Source organism: Lactobacillus taiwanensis (assembly GCF_017894345.1).
Classification (GTDB): Bacteria; Bacillota; Bacilli; order Lactobacillales; family Lactobacillaceae; genus Lactobacillus; species Lactobacillus taiwanensis.
Genome location: NZ_CP059276.1, coordinates 707,565 through 725,805, shown reverse-complemented (window position 1 = coordinate 725,805; position 18,241 = coordinate 707,565). Strand labels below are relative to the sequence as shown.

Genomic DNA, 18,241 nt, shown 5'->3' with positions numbered 1-18,241 from the left:
CACCTATTTCTTCAAATACTCTGGCATTCTATTATCAGCTATTTCTTGTCTAATCTTTAAATAAGAATCATAACGACTTTTGGCTATTTTTCCTTCTTCAACCAACTTTTTAACCTCGCAACCTGGCTCTTTTAAATGTTGGCAGCGTCTAAACTTACATTTAGTACTTGCTTCTTTAAGATCATAGAAATAATTTCCTAATTCATCAACTTTTATCTTAAAAAGATCAATCGCTGAAAAACCAGGTGTATCTGCAATAAAGCCTTCACCATACTTAAATAACTTTACTTGTCTAGTTGTGTGTTTTCCACGGTTTAAAGCTGTTGAAATTGCTCCTGTTTCTTGATTGGCTTCACTTTCTAATTTATTTAAAAGTGTTGACTTACCAGCGCCAGATTGACCAGCTAAAGTCCAAATTCGATCTTTTTGAATCAGCTTTGGCAGTTCTTGCTCTAATCTTTCTGCATCCTCGAAAACCAGATAGCCAATTTTTTGATAATACATTAGTTCCTGACGAATCTTCTTCATTTTTTCAGAAGACGCAATATCAGATTTTGACAAATAAATAACTACACCAACATTTTTCCAAGCAAAAAAAGTTAAATATCGATCTAAAAGCTCAAGTGAAAAATCCGGTTCAACTGCTGAGATAACTAATAATACTTTAGAAACATTGGCAACTGCAGGCCGGCCAATTTCATTTATTCGTGGAAGAAGTTCTACTAAATAGTTCATTCCTTTATCATCTAGTTGAACTACTACTCTATCTCCCACCAATGGCTTTTGCTTACGATCTCTAAAAACTCCACGTGCTCTAGTTCTCACTACTTCATTATTAATTTCAACATCATAGTAGCCAGAAATCGCTCCAATAATGGTTCCTTGTGCTTTTTTCATTATTTATTAACGTCCTCATCTAAAATCGTATTACCATTTCTCAAGATCTTAATATGACCATTTTTTTTGCTTAGTTTAAATGGAACTGTAAAGCTTTGTTCAGAAGTTATATTCATATCACGATAAATATTATTAATTGAATGATCATCATCAGAAACATAGACTTGAATATGATCTGGTGTCTTTTGCGAATCGCTTTGACTAGAACTAGGTGGATAACTAATTGTATACGACTTAGTAACAGTAGTAGTTGTAGTAGTATTACTTGACGTACTCTTTTCATCGTGTTTATTAGCTTTAGCTACGACAATAGTCAAAGTATCTCCAGAACTTACATCTGTTCCAGCTTGCGGTGATTGACGTAAAACCTTTCCATCATTTTTTTCATCGGAACTTTCTTCTTCAACTTTTAAGGAAAGATTATGCTCACGAGCGTAATCTTGTGCATCCTTTAAAGAATAACCCACAATATCTCTCAACTTTATTGTATGTCTTCTGGATCGGCTACTACTCGCTGGTGCGTGTCCCTTTGATACCAGTAACGTCACAGTTGTCTTATCAGGATTAATCTGTTGACCAGGTTCAACATCTTGTCCATTAACCTGATTCTTAGGACTGCCAGAATATTCTTCTGTTTTGGTAACCGTAAAACCTAGTTTAACCAGTTGTTTTTTTGCAATACTATAAGGCATCCCAATTACATTAGGCATTTCTATAAGATGGACACCTTTAGAAATTACAATGTTAACTTTTTGTCCATCTTTTATTTGGGAGCCAGATGGTGGTTCCGTTCTAATTACTTCGCCTTTGGGAACTGTGTCAGAATATTCATAACTAATCTTTCCAATTTTCAAACCCGAAGATTTTAAAGAACTTTTTGCTTGTATTTGAGACATTTTATTAAGATTAGGAATATCTACCATATCTTTTCTGCCAAGGGCAAAAAATAGAATTATCATAATTACACAAAAAGCTATTACTGCTCCAAGCCACCACCATGTATGACCCTTTAGATTCTCTAAAAGACCTTTTTTCTCTTCTTGAGGCTCTTCTTGCTTCTTAACTTCATGATCTTTATTATGAACGCTTCCTTCTAAAGGAGGAATAACAATTGTCTCGTCTGCTGACGGATCATGTTGCGGCTTAAAAACAGGCTCATCTTTACGTTTAGGATCTAAAGAAGTATCCAAGTCCTCTTTCATTTCTATTACAGATTTATAGCGATCTCTTGGATCTTTTGCAGTAGCTTTAAATACTACGTTTTCAAGAGCTTGAGGAATTGCTGGATTTTTATCTCTTAAAGATGGTGTCTTTTCTTGAAAATGCTTTAAAGCAACTGTTACGGCATTTTCACCAGTAAAAGGAACACTTCCAGTTAAGAGTTTATATAGAATTATTCCTAAAGAATAGATATCTGACTGCTTTGTAGCCATACTGCCCCGAGCTTGTTCAGGTGACATATAATGTACCGAGCCCATTGCAGTATTAGTTTGAGTCATCGTACTTTGATTAAGTGCAATCGCAATACCAAAATCAACGATCTTAATATTGCCCTTCTTATCCATTAAAATATTTTGTGGCTTTAAGTCGCGATGGATCACATTATGCTTATGTGCCAATGCCACAGCACTCAAAATTTGATCCATAATATCGATAACTTTAGGTAAAGGAATTGGACTATTATGTTGAATATATTTTTCTAAGTCAGGTCCATCAACATAATCCATTACCAGATAATGCCGGTCTCCCTCAGTTCCTACATCAAGAATAGAAACTATATGCGGATGACTTAATTCACTAGTAGAAAGTGCCTCTCTTTGGAAACGTTGAATAGTCTGAGGATCCTTCTGCAAATCTAACCTTAATACTTTAACAGCAACTTTTCTTTGCAAAATAATATCTTCGGCTAGATAAACATTAGCCATCCCGCCTTCACCTAAAACAGAGATAATTTTATAGCGACCACCAAGTAAATGGCCCTTTTCCATTGCTATTTGTCACCCTCCTTTTCTACATAGGTAAGTAAGCAAACAGTAATATTATCTCCGCCACCTAAACGATTAGCTTCGTTAATCAATTTATTGCAGCGTTCTTTTAAACTTAAATTTTTAGTCGCAAGAATTTGTTGAATTTGCGGATCAGTCAATGAGTTAGTTAAGCCATCAGTACATAGAAGAAAAATATCCCCCGCATGTACTTCTAATACATCATATTCTGGATTTACTGTACTTGATACACCTAAAGTCTCAGTAATGATATTTTTTTGAGGATGATTTCTAGCTTGTTGTTCAGTAATTTGTCCCATTTTAACTAGTTCATGAACTAAAGAATGATCTTCAGTAATTTGTTTAAATTCATTTCCACCATATAAATAGCATCGTGAATCCCCTAAATGAGCAATTAAAATTTTCTCCGTAAACGCAATTGCTAAAACTATTGTAGTTCCCATTCCATTTAGGTCTGCAAAGCGATCAGCCGTATTTAAGATAGTTTCGTTTTCTAACCTCAATTGAACTGTTAACCACTTTTGAGCTAATTCAGGATCAGTAAAATCTGTTTTTTCAAAATTGTGACCCAAATGACTAACTGCCATAGTTGATGCCACATCACCACCTTGATGACCGCCCATTCCATCACAAACGATCCCCATAATAATATTATTTTGATTTTTAAATACTTTTACAAAGTCCTGATTAGTTTCTCGGACTCTACCAATACTTGAAGCAAATGCTGTCTTAATCAAAATTACTTACCCTCGTTTTTTTAATTTTGCAATAAAAAATCCGTCACTGCCGTCTTCACTTGGAAAAATACGTACCATCTGCTGTTTTGGAAGCTTTCCTACTTGAACAGGTACTAATTCAAAATCAGGATGTAATTTCAAAAACTGCTTAATTACTCCTTCATCTTCTTCATAGCTAATCGTACAGGTTGAGTAAACTAATTCTCCGCTTGTACGTAACAAGCCACTAATATTTTCCAAGATAGCTAGCTGAATCTTAGCTAAATTTTTAATATCATTTAACGATTTTTCATATCTAATTTCTGGCTTGCGTCTAATCAATCCAAGTCCAGAACATGGTGCATCTACTAAAACTTTATCAAACTGCTCTTCAGCAAAATATTCCTTTGCCTTTCTTGCATCTAATGCTTTTGTCTTTACTTTATCACTAACATGCAATCTTTTAGCAGCATTTTTAACAAGTTTTAGTTTATTTTCATGAATATCTAAAGCTACAACGTTACCTGTGGTTAATTTTTCTGCAATTTGAACTGTTTTTCCGCCTGGAGCACTGCATGCATCCAAAACATGTTCATTGCCTTTAAAATTGAAGGCATCAACTGCAAGCGAAGCCGCAGCATCCTGAATAGTAATCTTACCAGTTTCAAATAAATCACTCTTAGCCACTCCACCCTTATTTAGGTTTAAATTATGAGTTGTTAAACTTGATTCTTTATAATCAAAGCCATCTTTTCTTAGATCCTCTTTGATTTTTTCAAAACTATTTTCTCCTACAGTCATTCTAATTGAATTAGATGCTGGCTGGTTACTTCTAATCAAAATTTCTTTGGTTTTATTTTTACCAAAATTATTTAATAAATATTCAACTAACCATTTAGGAAAACTTTCTTTGATGCTTAAATAATTAACTAAGTCATTTTCAGCTGGTAAGATTTTCCCTTGACGTTCAAGTGCTCTCAAAATTCCGTTAACTAATTTATAACTACCACTATTTTTCTTGCCATATTTTTTAGCTAATTTATTTGCTTCATCAAAAATTGCGTTCGTTGGTACTTTCTCTAAGAAAAAATACTGATATGCAGACATTAAAAGAAGCGGTTTTAAAAACTTATCACGTAAGTTTGTCTTAATAAGTGGGGTTAATTGATACTCTAAAAATAATTTATATTGAATTGTTCCATAAACCATTCTTGTAGCTAAAGCTTTATCAGCTGCCTTTAAATCATGTTTTTCTAATTCATTATTTAAAGCAATATTAGAATAGCTCTTTTGATTAAAAACTTTAATTAGAGTATCTAAAGCAACTGTTCTTGCGTTACTCATCAATTATCTTATCTCCACTTGTAAAATGACTGCCTTGTCCGTTCAAATAATCTTTGATATTCATCTTTTTCTTACCAGTTGGTTGAACTTCTAATAGTTCTAATTCAGTTCCATCAGCCATACTAATTACAAATTTCTTTTTATTTGTAACTAAAGTTCCAGCTGGAAAACTAGTTTTCTCAGCTAAAGGCATAGCTTTCCATACCTTAAATCTCTTTCCATCAAGCATAAAGTATGCACCTGGATCAGGATTAAGGGCACGAATTAAATTATTAGCTTCTTCAGCTGTCATTGATAATTTAATTTGTTCTTGTTCTTTAGAAATATTCGGTGAAAAAACAACTTTATCTGTATCTTGAACAGTACGAGTAATTGTTCCATTAATAAATTTAGGTAAAGTTTCTAAAAGTAAATCTCTTCCTAAAACACTTAATTTATCAAATAATGTACCACTTGTATCATCATCTTCAATTGGCAAAGCTTTTTGAGCAAAGATATCACCCGCATCCATCTTCTTTACCATTTCCATAATTGTAATTCCAGTTTCTTTATCACCGTTTAAAACTGAATATTGAATAGGCGCACCACCACGGTATTTTGGAAGTAATGATCCATGAACATTAACAGGAGCAATTTTTGCAGATTTTAAAAATTTGGTTGGCAAAAATTGACCATATGCCGCAGTAACGATAAAATCGGGCTTAATTTCCATTAATTCAGTAAGCTCAACTGATCCAGATAATTTAGCTGGTTGATAAACAGGCAGATCATTCTTCAATGCTGTTTCTTTAACTGCAGATTGATGGACTATTTGCTTACGTCCTACTCGCTTATCAGGTTGAGTAACAACTGCTTTAATATCATATCTCTTATCAATCAATCCTTGTAAAACTACGCTCCCAAAATTTGGAGTTCCTAAAAATATAACTGATGACATAGATTCAACTTCTTTCTTATTACATTATTCTTTCTGGTTCATTATCAATATAAATATTTAACCCACGTTTTTGTGCTAATTGCGCGTCATCTTGAATCTGATGCAACAAATTATGCAATTTAGGTTCATATTTATATTTTACCAAGATTTGATAATAATATTGATTTTTTATTCTTGCTATACTGCTGGGAGTTGGTCCTAAAATAATAGTTGGTGCATGCAACTCGCGCATTAACATTCTTTTTATCACAAAAGCTTCCTTTGCAGCTGATTGTTCATTTTTTGAAGTAATTGTAATTAATGTTGTATAGAAAAATGGTGGATAATTCCCCTGAAATCTAACCTGCATTTCTTTTTGATAAAAAGCTTCATAATCCTGATTTTGTGCTAATTTAATTGCATAGTTCTCTGGGTTATAAGTTTGGATCATTACTCTACCAGTTTTATCTGCCCTACCTGCTCTTCCTGAAACTTGCGTTAACAAATCAAAAGTTTTTTCAGAAGAATTAAAATCAGGTAAAGACAAAGCTGTATCTGCATTGATTACGCCAACTAAAGTAACATTTGGAAAATCAAGTCCCTTAGCAATCATTTGTGTACCAAGTAATATATCAGCTTTGTGCTCTCCAAAACTGTCTAGAATCTTCTTATAGCTACCCTTGCGTCTAGTAGTATCAACATCCATCCTTAAAATTCTAGCCTCAGGAATCAATGTTTCAAGCTCTTCCTGAACCTTCTGCGTACCAGTTCCTAAAAATCTTATCTTTTCACTTTGACAACTTGGACATTTTTTAGGAATAGCTTCTTTATGACCACAATAATGACACTGCATCTGCTGAGTATCTTTGTGAAGAGTTAACGAAATATCGCAATTTGGGCATTTTAAGACAAAACCACAATTTCGACAAAGCATAAAACTAGCAAAACCACGTCGGTTAAGAAGCAAAATAACCTGTTCTTTTTTAGCAATTTTTTCTTTAATTGCATCAACTAAAGGAACAGACAAATCAAATTGACCACCTGCAAATTCAACTGTTTTCAAATCAATCAAGTCCACTTTAGGAAGAGACTTTTGATTAGCACGTTTTGTTAAGAGAAGCAGTTCATACCTCCCCTTTTGAGCTCGTGCTCGACTGGCCAAAGACGGCGTTGCACTTCCTAAAACTACAGGACAATGATGAAATTTACTACGAAGTAAGGCTACATCCCTTGCATGATAGCGAGGAGTATCGTTTTGCTTATATGAAGATTCATGCTCTTCATCAATCACGATTAAGCCAATATTTTGTAGTGGGGCAAAAATTGCACTTCGAGCTCCCACCACAACTTGAGCTTCTCCGCGTCTTATTCTGCGCCATTCATCATATTTTTCTCCCTCAGATAAACCGCTATGCAAAACTGCTACATTATTTTCAAAACGTTCTTTTACTTGCTTAACCATTTGCGGTGTTAAAGAAATTTCAGGAACCAACATCAGGGCATTCCTCTTCTGCTTAAGCGCAATACTAATTGCATGAAGATAAACCTCGGTCTTACCGCTACCAGTAATTCCCTCAAGTAGGAATGTCTTGGCCTCTTTTTCCTTAATACTAGTTCCAATTGAATTTAAGGCATGTAATTGTTCAGAATTTAATTCAACTGAAGCTTTTTCTACATTATTAGATGAAAAATCCTTTAGCGGGTCCCGATATATTTCTTGTTCCTTTTTGGCAAACCAGCCTTTTTCCGTAGCAGTTCGTAAAACTGAACTAGAAATATTTAACTCGTTTTCTATATCTGGCCCTAGTTTAGGATAATTATCATAATCCTCAATGATATTTGTTAAAAGCAACTGCTGTTTCTTAGCTGTAGACCGGATATTTTGTAATAAAGTCTGATATTCTTTTTTAGTTTTAGTTAAAAGGTAAATAGCTGCCTTTTTCTTCTTCGCTTTATTTTCAACAAGATATTCTATTTGGGCCTGACCATCTTTAATAAGTTTTTTAATTTCTACAATAGTCTTAAGATTAGACAATTCATCTAAATCAACCACTTCTTCTTTAAACATTGGTAAGCTTTTTGCTTCTTCTGTAATTGGAACTAAAATTTTACGATAATTTGCCCTCATTACACGTGGAAGCATTGATTGAAGAATAGTGATTCGATAGGCAAAAATTTTATCAGCTAAAGTTTTAGATAAAGCGACTAATTCTGGAGTTAAGGGTGGTAATTCATCAACAACTACGAGCAAATCTTTTAATTTCCCTGAATATGACGTTGTCTCACTAATCCCCACTACAAACCCTTGCACCTTTCTTCTTCCAAAAGGCACAATAACTCTTGAACCAACAGCTACGTCCGTTAACTCGTTTGGAATGTGATATTCAAATATTCTATCAGTTTGTTTTGCTGCTACATCTACAATTACTTGCGCAATCAATCTTATCACCTACTAAAAAACCTTCATTGATTAACAATGAAGGAAAAATTTCTAGCCAATATCTTCACGATGTTCAGGATCAATTGTAACCTTACCAGCAGCAATTTCTTCAAGTGCTTTGCCAACTGCTTTATCAGATTTATAATGCTTTAAAGCTAATGGAGCACCTGCTTGAATTTCATGAGCTCTTTTAGCTGCTAAAACTGAAAGAGAATAACGGGAATTTACTCGAGATAGTAATTTATCAATAGATGGGTATGTAATTTTCATCTGTTAATCCTCCTTAACCATATTTCGATAATCATTAATTACTCGCGACACACGTACATGTTCTGCTTCAACAATTGACTTAATATGATCAACTGCATTAGCAACAGTATCGTTAACTACAGCATAATCATAATCTTCCATCATCAAAATTTCTTTACGTGCTTGTTTCATTCTCATCGCAATCACTTTGTCAGAATCAGTTCCGCGATTAACAATTCGATGTTTCAATTCATGTAAATCTGGTGGTGTTAAAAAGATAAAAACACCATCTGGCATTAATTTACGAACTTGCTTTGCCCCATTGACATCGATTTCAAGCAAAACATCTTTACCTTCGCTTAACATCTTTTGTACAGGTGCTAAAGGCGTACCATAATGATTACCTACATATTCATTATATTCCAAAAGTTCATTACCTTTAATTGCTTCTTGAAAACGATCTTCCGAAACAAAGTAATAATCTTTTCCATCAACTTCACCTGGGCGAGGCTTACGCGTCGTCATCGAAACAGAATATTCAAATGAAAAAGCCTTTTGCTTAACCATTGCACTCTTTACGGTCCCTTTACCAACACCAGAAGGACCAGATAAAACTAATAATAAACCTTGATGTGCCATTTTCGCTCCTAAAAATTATAGTAACAAGAATATATTGCACTAAAAAGAGAGTAATTTCAAGAGTTTCGCAAAGAGATGATAAATTCTCCTTGCAATCCAAAACGTTTGTTCGTATAATACATAGTGCAAACGCAAGTTCGAAATATTGAGATAATATAGAGGAATGAGATATGAATTTACTAAAGTCACTTAATAATTATAGCAGACTGATCTATAATTATTTTTTTACCTACAATATTGATAAACTTACCACTTTTGCGCAAGATCCAGGTAAAATTATCCGCATTTTGGAGCATGCTTTATTTCATAAAGAATTTATATTACTTACTTATCAAAATGGCAAAACAGAAATTGGTCAATTAATTAAACGAACATCTGCTGGACGATTCGTCTTAGACAGTTACGATAATAATATTATTCGCATTATCGATTTAAATGATATCTTTAATGTAGAAGCAGCATAAAAAATAAAGGACTTTTCATGTAATGCAATTTTTACTATTTGCATTATTTCGAAAAGTCCTTTTATTTTAATTTTTAAAACTCTCCATCAAATCAGCAGCGTTCCTCTTAGCTGCATCAGTCACATCAGATCCTGCCATCATTTGAGCAATTGCAGTAATTGCTTCTTCTTGAGTTAACGGACCCACCTGTGTATAGGTTGCACCGTCTTTAACTTGTTTAACGACAGAGTATCGTTGATCTCCCGCAGCTGCTACTTGCGGTGAGTGAGTAATAGTAATAACCTGTTTTTCTTGACCAATTGCATGCATCTTTTTTCCAATAGCCGCTGAAACTCGTCCAGAAACTCCAGTGTCAATTTCGTCAAAAATCATTGTTCCTACTGGCTCTACACGGCTAAAGATTGCCTTCAAAGCTAGAATTAATCTCGACTGCTCTCCCCCAGAGACAATTTTTACTAATGGCATTAATGCTTCACCGGGGTTTGGCGCAATCATAAAAATTACTTGATCAGTTCCAAGTTGAGTGAAAGAATTAGTTTCATTAATTCTAATTGAAAAACGAGCTTTTTCCATATATAAATCAGCTAATTCTTTTTTTATCTTTGCTTCAAGGTCGCGGGCAATTTTTTCTCTTTCTTGGTGTAGTCTTTGAGCCTTCTGACTAAGAGATTTTTCAACAATTGCCAATTCCTTTTGAATTTTTTCTTCGTCTAAGTCTCCAGTTTCAAATTTGCTCAATTCTTCCTTAACTTTTTGAGCAAACTTAAATACGTCCTCTAAACTTGGCCCATACTTTTTCTTAAGCGTATTTAAAGTATCTAAGCGACTAGAAACATACTGATAACGTTCCTCATCAAAGTCCATCTGATCCATTAAAGTAGATAGCTCACTACGAGCATCATTTAACGAATAGACACCATCATTAAAACTAGTAGCGAAGTTTTCAAATTTTTTACCATAGTTACTTAAATCTTCGGCCGCATTTTGTGCATCCCCAAGTAAAGTTGCTAGACCATGTTCGTCATCATCATATAATTGCATAAAATAATTAGCTGTATCAGCAATCTTTTGATAATTATTTAATTCGTTAAATTCTTCTTCTAATTTTTCGTCTTCTTTTGGATCAGTTAAATCAGCGCTCTCAAGCTCATTATTTTGAAATTCTAAAATATCCTGTTTTTGAGCTATTTCTTGTGCATCTTCCTTGAGCTTACGTAGTTGGGAAGTGAGATGACGCCACTTTTTATAGTCAGTTTCATAACTTTTTAGCTCTTCTTTAAATTCAGGTTTAGCATAATTGTCAATTAAATCAATTTGTCGATCTGGATCCATTAAAATTTGCTGATCATTTTGTCCATGAATATCGACTAAATTTCTACCAATTTCACGCAAAACATTAATAGTAGTTAACTGACCATTAATTCTAACTACATTTCTTCCTTTATGAGTTAATTCTCGACTAATTATTAGCTGATCATCTTCAAAGGGTAGACCATATTTTTCACATAAATTTTCAATAATTGCTTTTTGATCACTTAGGACAAATAAACCAGTAATAACTGCTTTCTCTTCGCCTGAGCGAATCATTTCACTTTGTGCTCTGCTTCCTAATAATAATGAAACTGCGTCAATTATAATAGATTTACCAGCACCAGTTTCACCAATTAGAACAGTCATTTTTTCTTGAAAACGAACTTTTAAAGTCTTAATAATCGCAAAGTTTTTAATATCTAATTCAACTAACATCTATCTCACCTAAAGACCATTAACTGCACGTTGAACTACATCGACTGGATTGCCTTGCCACAAATCTTGTCCTGGATTAGTTATATCTTTACCTAAGTGGATTAAAAATTCAATATTTCCCTTACCACCTTTAATTGGAGAATAATCTACTCCTAAAATATTGAATCCAATCTTCTGAGCCACTTGCATAGTATGCCTGATTACATTTGCATGAACTTCATGATCATGCACAATTCCGTGCTTACCAACATTTTCAGGACCTGCTTCAAATTGAGGCTTAATTAGGCAAACAGCATCACATTTATCTTTTAAAATTTTATACATTGGTGGCATGATTAAATCTAAAGAAATAAAAGATACGTCCGTCATGGCAAAGTCAGGCAAACCATCAGTAAAATCAGATGGTTTACTATAGCGAAAATTTTGTTTTTCCATTACTACAACCTGCGGGTTATCACGTAATTTCCAAGCAAGCTGATTATAGCCAACATCAAGAGCATAAACCAGCTTAGCTCCATTTTGTAAGGCGACATCGGTAAAACCACCAGTTGAAGCACCAATATCAAGACAGATCTTATCCTTTAAATCAATATCAAAAACTTGTAGTGCTTTCTCTAATTTAAAACCACCACGAGAAACATATTTTTTCCCATCATCTTTAATATGAAAGACTTCATCTTCTGGAAATTTTTCTCCACTTTTATCAATTCTTTGATGATTGTGGTCATTAACTAATCCTGCCATAATAGCTCTTTGAGCTTGACTACGAGAATTAAAAAGACCTTGTTCAAACAACAGAACATCTGCGCGTTTCTTGACCATTTACTATAATACCTTCTGATATAAATTAAAGAACTCACCTAATAAAGGTTCATTAAAAATTGCTATAGCTTCTTTCCCAGCTTTTATCATTTCCGCAAGTTTTTTTCTACTATCTTCAAGTCCAAGCAGAGTTAGAGTATTATTTTTCCCTTCATCTGCATCTTTATGTGTGGCTTTTCCGGCTTCCTTAGCTGTTTCTACCACATCGATTAAATCATCGTAGATTTGATATGATCGACCAAATTCTTTACTAAACTTATCTAGTTTAGTAATTTCGTCATCATTTGCACCTGCGTAAACTGCAGCCATTTTAACACTGGCTTCAATTAAACAACCAGTCTTCAACCATTCCATTTGATTAATTACTTTAGCATTGTTTTTAACTGAATCATTATTTGTCGAATCAATATCTAGATATTGACCACCGACCATTCCATTTGGGCCAATGGCTTGTGAAATAATAATTGCCAAGGCAGCTGAATTACTTCCTTCCGCGATCCATTGAATTCCTAAAGGAAGGAGCGCATCTCCAGCCAAAATTGCTTCTGCTTCTCCCCATTTTTTATGAGAGGTAAGCTCTCCGCGACGATAATCATCATTATCCATTGCCGGTAAATCATCATGAATGAGAGAATAAGTATGAATCAATTCAATCCCACATGCAATTCTTAATTCCGATTCTCCAATTCCATGCCCTAATGTTTCAAGAGTTGCTAAAAAGAGCAATGGACGTAGTCTTTTTCCGCCAGCCATCACTGAATAGGACATAATTTTGCTAAAAACAGGATTATCAACTTCACTTACTAAATGACTTTTTAAAAAATTATCAATTTGAGGTACATATTTTGTCTGAAACTCTGTTAACTTCATTTTTATTCTTCCTCAGGAGCAGCGGCATTTTGGGGATCTAATGTCTTTTCGTTTCCGTCTTTATCAACGAGTTTAGCAACTGTTTGTTCAGCATCATTTAGCTTCTTTTCTAGTTCTCGACTTAATTTAACCCCAGCTTGAAATTCACTTAGGGCATCTTCAAGTGGAACGTTACCACTTTCAAGTTTGTTTACAATTTCTTGCAATTCATTTAATTGCTCTTCAAAATTATTTTTCTTAGTTGCCATCTTTTTCTCTCCGAATACTTTCTACATTTACTTGTACTTGACCATCTTTAAAATGCAATTTTAATTTTTCATCAACCTGAAGTTTATTAACTGAAGTAACAGTATTACCTTCCTGATCAGTTGTATAAACATAACCCCGACTAATCGTTTTTAACGGACTAATATCATCTAATTGCTGCATTGTTTGATTTAACTTGCTTCTTTGATCTTTAAGACATGCAGTCATTGCGGAAATAAGGTTCGCATTGATAAAAGTCCGTTCTCGTTCAAGTTGTTGTAATCTTCGACTAGGACTTAAAGCTTTTAAACGCTCTTGCAATAAGCGTAGAGCAGATTGATCATGCTGCAAGCGATTGAGCATTGCTTGATTCAAACGATGTGCAAGCATATCAACTTGTTGGGTTTGCTGATCATATATTCTAGTTGGTTCCCTTAAAACTGCCGCATTTTTTAATCGATCTAAAATTTGTCGTTTAGCATGAATATTAGCTTGCATTGCAGCATAAAGTCTGGCACGTAATTGAACAATTTGTGTTAACACATCCGATAAATTTGGTGTTGCATACTCAGCTGCTGCTGTTGGGGTAGCTGCCCTAGTATCGGCAACTAAATCTGCCAAGGTAGTATCAGTTTCATGTCCAACAGAACTAATAACCGGCATTTGCATTGCATAAATTTGCCTTACAACTTTTTCTTCATTAAACGGCCAAAGATCTTCTAATGATCCTCCTCCACGCCCAATAATTACTACATCATATTTATCGCCTTGCGCTTGAATTTGTTGCAAGGAAGCAACAATGGTATCTGCTGCTTCATCGCCCTGCACTTTTGCGGGATATAAATCAATTTCTGCATGGGGAAAACGCCGATTAGCAGTAACCATAATATCATGGATAACTGCACCAGAAGCACTAGTTACAACAGCAATTCGGTCTGGAAATAAGGGCAAGCGTTTTTTATGTTCTTCATTAAACAAGCCTTCTTTTGCAAGTTTTTCTTGCAGCTGTCGCAATTGTTCATAAAGAGCTCCTAAACCCGCTGGCTCCATCGTTTGAGCATAGAATTGATATGAACCTTGTGGACCATAAACATCCACATAACCACTTACATAAACTTTCATACCTTCTTCAGGCTTAAATTTTAATTTTTCAAAAAATGAGCGAAACATCACTATATTAATCTTAGATTTTTCGTCCTTTAATGAAAAATATTGATGAGAATTCATTCGAAAGCGAAAATTAGATAATTCTCCCTGCAAAAAAACCTTGTGCAAATAAGGATCATTCTTAAATTTTTGTGAAATATAAAAATTTAAATCACTAACAGAAAGATAAATTGGGTTATCTGCCATGTTGTTTCCTCGTTAAAATCACTGCTTGTTTCATTAAACTCGCAACTGTTAATGGACCAACACCGCCCGGTACTGGAGTAATAGCATCGGCTTTTGGAGCAACTGTATCAAAATCCACATCCCCCATCAATTTACCGTTTTCTCGATTCATGCCCACATCGATTATTACGGCACCATCTTTTACCATATTTTCAGTTACTAAATGTGCTTTCCCAACATCAGAAATAATGACATCAGCATTTTTAGTTAAAGTAGCTAAATCTTTAGTTTTAGAATGGGCAATTGTAACTGTTGCATCACGCCCCAAAAGAACTGCAGCTAATGGTTTTCCAACAATAACACTACGACCTATAATAACTGTATTTTTACCAGCCATTTCAATCCCATAGTAATCAATTAAAGTCAAAATACTGCGAACGGTTGCTGGAATAATATCACTTTGGCCTTCCCAAAGACGACCTAAATTAAGTGGAGAAAATCCATCTGCATCCTTTTCTGGAGCAATTGTTTCAAAAATAGCTCTTGGATCAATTTGAGGTGGAACTGGTAGTTGAACCATAATTCCATTAATATTTGGATCTTGATTAAGTTCTTTGATTTTTCCTAGAAGTTCAGCTTGAGAGGTATCAGCAGGGAAATGTAGTCCCACCTCATTAATGCCAACTTTTTTAGCCAAATTTCTTTTAACTCGCAAATAAATCTTACTTGCAGGATCATCTCCAACTTCTATTACGCATAAAGTCGGATTTATTCCGTCATTTTTTAAATTTTTTATTTCTTTTGTTAGATTTTCTGTAATTTTATTTGCAGGAGTTTTTCCCTCTAGTAATTTTTTCACCTAATCACCTCATAAAAAAAGTCGGCTCAACGAGCCGACTCATTAGTTAGTCCTTCTTAATGAAATTGGCCAAGAGACCATTAATAAACTTTTTAGATTCTTTAGAGCTAAATTCATCACATAAATTTAACGCTTCATTCAAAGCAGCTACTGGATCAATTACTTTGCTATTTTGCATTTCATAAAGAGCTACTTCAAGAATTGCCAAATCGATTTCGTTAATTCTATTAAGACGCCAACCCTTTTTTAAATATTTGCTTAATTGCTCATCAAGCGCTTCTTTATTTGCTAAAATACCTTCTACTAATTCAGCTGAATAAGCAGGGAAGTCTTTAAGTTCTAATGCTTTTAAAGCTTTTTGAGAAACCTCTTTTGCATCAGTTAGTTTGCCTTGATTAGCCAAATAAATTGCTTGCATAGCAATTTTTCTCATCTCATGCTGTGTCATTTAGTCTTTAGCCTCGTCCTCTTTATCATCTGGGAAAAGTGCTTCTGTATCAGTTTTTGCTTCAGCATCAGTATCGTCCGTTTCTGAAACTAAACCAACTACATGAACATTAATTTGAGTTAAATCTAAATCTGTCATTTGCTTTAATTGCAAAGTTAAGTTTTTTTGCAGTTCGACGCACACTTTAGGCACATTTACACCATAGTCAAGATAAGCAAAAACATCAGCAGTTAACTTATCATCTTCAACACTTAAGGAAACGCCTTTACCTTGGTTAGAACGACCAAAAAGAGTATTAATGCCAGTTTTTAGCGTCCCACGCATTTCGCTGACGCCATCGACTTTTCTGGCAGCAATTCCTAGAATAACTTCTAAAACACCAAGATCAACTCGGGTTTCATCGCCTTTGTCATTGCTTGATAAAAGAATCGTTGAATTATCAGCCATATTTTTTACCTCAAAAATTATTTATTTGCACGAGAAACGTAAGTACCGTCGGCAGTATTAATAGTTAATACATCACCTTGGTTAATAAAGAATGGTACGTTAACTACTAATCCAGTTTCCATAGTTGCAGGCTTACCACCACCAGAAGATGTGTCACCTTTAATATTAGGCTCAGTTTCGGCAACTTCAAGATCAACGGTATTTGGTAAATCAACACCTAAAGTTTCACCATCGTGCATAATTACGTTAACTACCATGTTTTCTTTTAAGAACTTAGATTCTCTTTCAACTTGAGCTTCTGGAATTTCAAGTTGTTCATAAGTAGTTGTATCCATAAATACAAAACTTGTACCATCATTGTATAAGTATTGCATTGCCTTAGTTTGAATATCAGCAGTATTAACCTTAGCAGTTGAACGGAAAGTATATTCTTGAACTGCACCAGTTCTTAAACTCTTAAGCTTTGAACGAACAAAGGCACTACCTTTACCTGGCTTAACGTGTTGGAATTCAACAATACGCCATAAGTCATTGTTATATTCAATAGTTAATCCATTTTTAAATTCATTAACTGAGATCATTGTCATAGTAAAATTACCTCATTTCTACACTTACTTATCTTACCAATCTTATCCATTGTTTCGCAACATTAACCGCACAATTACAAAAAATTATAAAATTAAAAGCTCATCTTTTGGTAAATTCGACATTACGTAAGGATGATTGTCTTTAATCAATACATCATCTTCAATTCTAACACCACCACGATCTGGCAAATAAATTCCAGGTTCAACAGTAATGGCCATATTATTTTTCATAACTTCTTTACCGTAAGGCATTGCTGGAGTACAAAGTTCATGTACCTCTAATCCAATTCCATGACCTATCCCATGACCGAAATATTCTCCATAGCCCTGTTCTTTAATATAATTTCTACCAGCTTGATCAACATCTTTGCCAGTATTTCCAGCGATTGCAGCTGCGATTCCACGCTTTTGCGCTTCAAGTACAATATAATATATTTTTTCTAACTCAGGTTCTACCTGTCCTAAAGCTACAGTTCTAGTGATATCAGCTGTATAGCCATGATAAAAACTACCAAAGTCAATTACGATTAATTCACCTGACTCAATTTTCTTATCGCTAGCTACTCCATGTGCCCAACTTCCACGGTATCCAGACGCAACAATTGTTTCAAATGACGGACCATCCCCACCATTCATCTTAAATAAGTAGTCTAATTTTGCGCCGATAGCTCGCTCACTAACACCTGGCTTAATCAAGGGCAAAATTTCTTTAAAGCTCTGCGCAGAGATATCAATTGCCTTTTGCAAAGTTACTAGTTCAAGTTCATCTTTTACATTACGAACTTTTTCTACTAATTCAGCACTTAAAATAAAATTAAGGTCAGGGCAAGACAACTTTAGAGCTTCAAACTGTGTTGCCGAAATAAATTCACCTTCAACTAAAACATTTTTTACATCTAACTGTTTCAATTGCTTAGCAATTTCTTGCACCACGTCCATTGTTTGCATAACTACTTTCATCTCGCCAGGGGCTTGATGACGAATCTGATCTTTAAAACGTGAATCGGATAATAAAACTCGATCTCCATTGGCAGTTAAAATAAGTTCTGCTTCTTCGCCAGAAAAATTAGTCAAGAAACGATAATTAGCCTGATTAAAAATAACCAATGCATCAGCTTGTTCTTCTTTAATCAACTTAGTAGTTTTATTAATTCGATTATTAATTAAAGTTAGCAACTCTTGGTCTGAAGACATATGTCCTACCTCCTGAGTA

Annotated in this window: 19 protein-coding genes; 1 reads left to right on the top strand and 18 read right to left on the bottom strand. The window is 34.4% G+C overall.

Annotated features, from left to right (window positions below):
- Positions 1–3: 3 nt before the first annotated feature.
- The 8 genes from rsgA to gmk are packed head-to-tail and all read right to left on the bottom strand — an operon-like array spanning position 4 to position 9,207.
- Entirely contained in the window at positions 4–897 is an 894-nt protein-coding gene (rsgA, locus tag H1A07_RS03480) for a ribosome small subunit-dependent GTPase A (protein WP_094503222.1), read from the bottom strand.
- On the bottom strand, positions 897–2,885 hold the full coding sequence (gene pknB, locus H1A07_RS03475; protein WP_210145361.1) for a Stk1 family PASTA domain-containing Ser/Thr kinase: 1,989 nt from the start codon (positions 2,883–2,885) through the stop codon (positions 897–899). Before pknB ends, rsgA begins: the two co-directional genes overlap by 1 nt.
- Before the next feature lie 2 nt (positions 2,886–2,887).
- A complete protein-coding gene (locus tag H1A07_RS03470; RefSeq protein WP_057718908.1) occupies positions 2,888–3,640 on the bottom strand; it encodes a Stp1/IreP family PP2C-type Ser/Thr phosphatase in 753 nt (250 codons plus the stop codon).
- A 6-nt stretch (positions 3,641–3,646) separates the two neighbouring features.
- A complete protein-coding gene (gene rsmB / locus H1A07_RS03465; RefSeq protein ID WP_210145360.1) occupies positions 3,647–4,963 on the bottom strand; it encodes a 16S rRNA (cytosine(967)-C(5))-methyltransferase RsmB in 1,317 nt (438 codons plus the stop codon).
- Positions 4,956–5,900, bottom strand: a complete 945-nt coding sequence (gene fmt, locus H1A07_RS03460; protein WP_210145359.1) for a methionyl-tRNA formyltransferase — start codon at positions 5,898–5,900, stop codon at positions 4,956–4,958. Before fmt ends, rsmB begins: the two co-directional genes overlap by 8 nt.
- A 19-nt stretch (positions 5,901–5,919) precedes the next feature.
- Complete coding sequence (gene priA, locus H1A07_RS03455; protein ID WP_210145358.1) at positions 5,920–8,319, bottom strand: primosomal protein N'; 2,400 nt, start codon at positions 8,317–8,319, stop codon at positions 5,920–5,922.
- Positions 8,320–8,370: 51 nt separating this feature from the next.
- The gene (gene rpoZ / locus H1A07_RS03450; RefSeq protein WP_003647530.1) at positions 8,371–8,589 is read right to left on the bottom strand and encodes a DNA-directed RNA polymerase subunit omega; all 219 of its coding nucleotides are present in this window, start codon (positions 8,587–8,589) and stop codon (positions 8,371–8,373) included.
- Between the two features lie 3 nt (positions 8,590–8,592).
- Complete coding sequence (gene gmk, locus H1A07_RS03445) at positions 8,593–9,207, bottom strand: guanylate kinase (RefSeq protein ID WP_094499071.1); 615 nt, start codon at positions 9,205–9,207, stop codon at positions 8,593–8,595.
- A 170-nt stretch (positions 9,208–9,377) separates the two neighbouring features.
- Here gmk and H1A07_RS03440 point away from each other — a divergent pair, with 170 nt between their 5' ends.
- Positions 9,378–9,671 carry a hypothetical protein gene (locus H1A07_RS03440; protein ID WP_057718913.1) on the top strand — a complete coding sequence of 98 codons (294 nt, stop codon included), beginning with the start codon at positions 9,378–9,380 and terminating at the stop codon, positions 9,669–9,671.
- 66 nt (positions 9,672–9,737) lie between these two features.
- On the opposite strand, the gene recN is transcribed toward H1A07_RS03440, so the two are convergent.
- The 10 genes from recN to H1A07_RS03390 all read right to left on the bottom strand — a co-directional run bounded on the left by recN (position 9,738) and on the right by H1A07_RS03390 (position 18,222).
- Positions 9,738–11,417, bottom strand: a complete 1,680-nt coding sequence (gene recN, locus H1A07_RS03435) for a DNA repair protein RecN (RefSeq protein WP_210145357.1) — start codon at positions 11,415–11,417, stop codon at positions 9,738–9,740.
- Between the two features lie 9 nt (positions 11,418–11,426).
- Positions 11,427–12,239, bottom strand: a complete 813-nt coding sequence (locus H1A07_RS03430; RefSeq protein ID WP_057718915.1) for a TlyA family RNA methyltransferase — start codon at positions 12,237–12,239, stop codon at positions 11,427–11,429.
- Positions 12,240–12,242: 3 nt separating this feature from the next.
- Positions 12,243–13,109 (bottom strand): polyprenyl synthetase family protein, encoded by an 867-nt coding sequence (locus tag H1A07_RS03425; RefSeq protein WP_210145356.1) that lies wholly within the window; start codon positions 13,107–13,109, stop codon positions 12,243–12,245.
- A gap of 2 nt (positions 13,110–13,111) precedes the next feature.
- Positions 13,112–13,357 carry an exodeoxyribonuclease VII small subunit gene (locus H1A07_RS03420; RefSeq protein WP_057718917.1) on the bottom strand — a complete coding sequence of 82 codons (246 nt, stop codon included), beginning with the start codon at positions 13,355–13,357 and terminating at the stop codon, positions 13,112–13,114.
- Positions 13,347–14,708 carry an exodeoxyribonuclease VII large subunit gene (gene xseA / locus H1A07_RS03415; protein ID WP_210145355.1) on the bottom strand — a complete coding sequence of 454 codons (1,362 nt, stop codon included), beginning with the start codon at positions 14,706–14,708 and terminating at the stop codon, positions 13,347–13,349. Before xseA ends, H1A07_RS03420 begins: the two co-directional genes overlap by 11 nt.
- A complete protein-coding gene (locus H1A07_RS03410) occupies positions 14,698–15,546 on the bottom strand; it encodes a bifunctional methylenetetrahydrofolate dehydrogenase/methenyltetrahydrofolate cyclohydrolase (RefSeq protein WP_057718919.1) in 849 nt (282 codons plus the stop codon). Before H1A07_RS03410 ends, xseA begins: the two co-directional genes overlap by 11 nt.
- Before the next feature lie 46 nt (positions 15,547–15,592).
- Entirely contained in the window at positions 15,593–15,994 is a 402-nt protein-coding gene (nusB, locus tag H1A07_RS03405) for a transcription antitermination factor NusB (protein WP_057718920.1), read from the bottom strand.
- Positions 15,995–16,441: an Asp23/Gls24 family envelope stress response protein gene (locus tag H1A07_RS03400; protein WP_057718921.1), complete on the bottom strand. Its 447-nt coding sequence runs from the start codon at positions 16,439–16,441 to the stop codon at positions 15,995–15,997.
- Between the two features lie 17 nt (positions 16,442–16,458).
- On the bottom strand, positions 16,459–17,028 hold the full coding sequence (efp, locus tag H1A07_RS03395; protein ID WP_003647540.1) for an elongation factor P: 570 nt from the start codon (positions 17,026–17,028) through the stop codon (positions 16,459–16,461).
- A gap of 84 nt (positions 17,029–17,112) precedes the next feature.
- A complete protein-coding gene (locus tag H1A07_RS03390) occupies positions 17,113–18,222 on the bottom strand; it encodes an aminopeptidase P family protein (RefSeq protein ID WP_210145354.1) in 1,110 nt (369 codons plus the stop codon).
- Positions 18,223–18,241: the final 19 nt, after the last annotated feature.

Bases quoted from the DNA above. Each gene is read 5' to 3' on its own strand.
- H1A07_RS03420 (WP_057718917.1), bottom strand. From the start codon at position 13,357: ATGGCAACTAAGAAAAATAATTTTGAAGAGCAATTAAATGAATTGCAA.
- efp (WP_003647540.1), bottom strand. From the start codon at position 17,028: ATGACAATGATCTCAGTTAATGAATTTAAAAATGGATTAACTATTGAA.
- gmk (WP_094499071.1), bottom strand. From the start codon at position 9,207: ATGGCACATCAAGGTTTATTATTAGTTTTATCTGGTCCTTCTGGTGTT.
- rsmB (WP_210145360.1), bottom strand. From the start codon at position 4,963: ATGAGTAACGCAAGAACAGTTGCTTTAGATACTCTAATTAAAGTTTTT.
- H1A07_RS03430 (WP_057718915.1), bottom strand. From the start codon at position 12,239: ATGGTCAAGAAACGCGCAGATGTTCTGTTGTTTGAACAAGGTCTTTTT.
- fmt (WP_210145359.1), bottom strand. From the start codon at position 5,900: ATGTCATCAGTTATATTTTTAGGAACTCCAAATTTTGGGAGCGTAGTT.
- recN (WP_210145357.1), bottom strand. From the start codon at position 11,417: ATGTTAGTTGAATTAGATATTAAAAACTTTGCGATTATTAAGACTTTA.
- H1A07_RS03400 (WP_057718921.1), bottom strand. From the start codon at position 16,441: ATGGCTGATAATTCAACGATTCTTTTATCAAGCAATGACAAAGGCGAT.
- rpoZ (WP_003647530.1), bottom strand. From the start codon at position 8,589: ATGAAAATTACATACCCATCTATTGATAAATTACTATCTCGAGTAAAT.
- H1A07_RS03390 (WP_210145354.1), bottom strand. From the start codon at position 18,222: ATGTCTTCAGACCAAGAGTTGCTAACTTTAATTAATAATCGAATTAAT.
- xseA (WP_210145355.1), bottom strand. From the start codon at position 14,708: ATGGCAGATAACCCAATTTATCTTTCTGTTAGTGATTTAAATTTTTAT.
- pknB (WP_210145361.1), bottom strand. From the start codon at position 2,885: ATGGAAAAGGGCCATTTACTTGGTGGTCGCTATAAAATTATCTCTGTT.
- H1A07_RS03425 (WP_210145356.1), bottom strand. From the start codon at position 13,109: ATGAAGTTAACAGAGTTTCAGACAAAATATGTACCTCAAATTGATAAT.
- H1A07_RS03440 (WP_057718913.1), top strand. From the start codon at position 9,378: ATGAATTTACTAAAGTCACTTAATAATTATAGCAGACTGATCTATAAT.
- nusB (WP_057718920.1), bottom strand. From the start codon at position 15,994: ATGACACAGCATGAGATGAGAAAAATTGCTATGCAAGCAATTTATTTG.
- rsgA (WP_094503222.1), bottom strand. From the start codon at position 897: ATGAAAAAAGCACAAGGAACCATTATTGGAGCGATTTCTGGCTACTAT.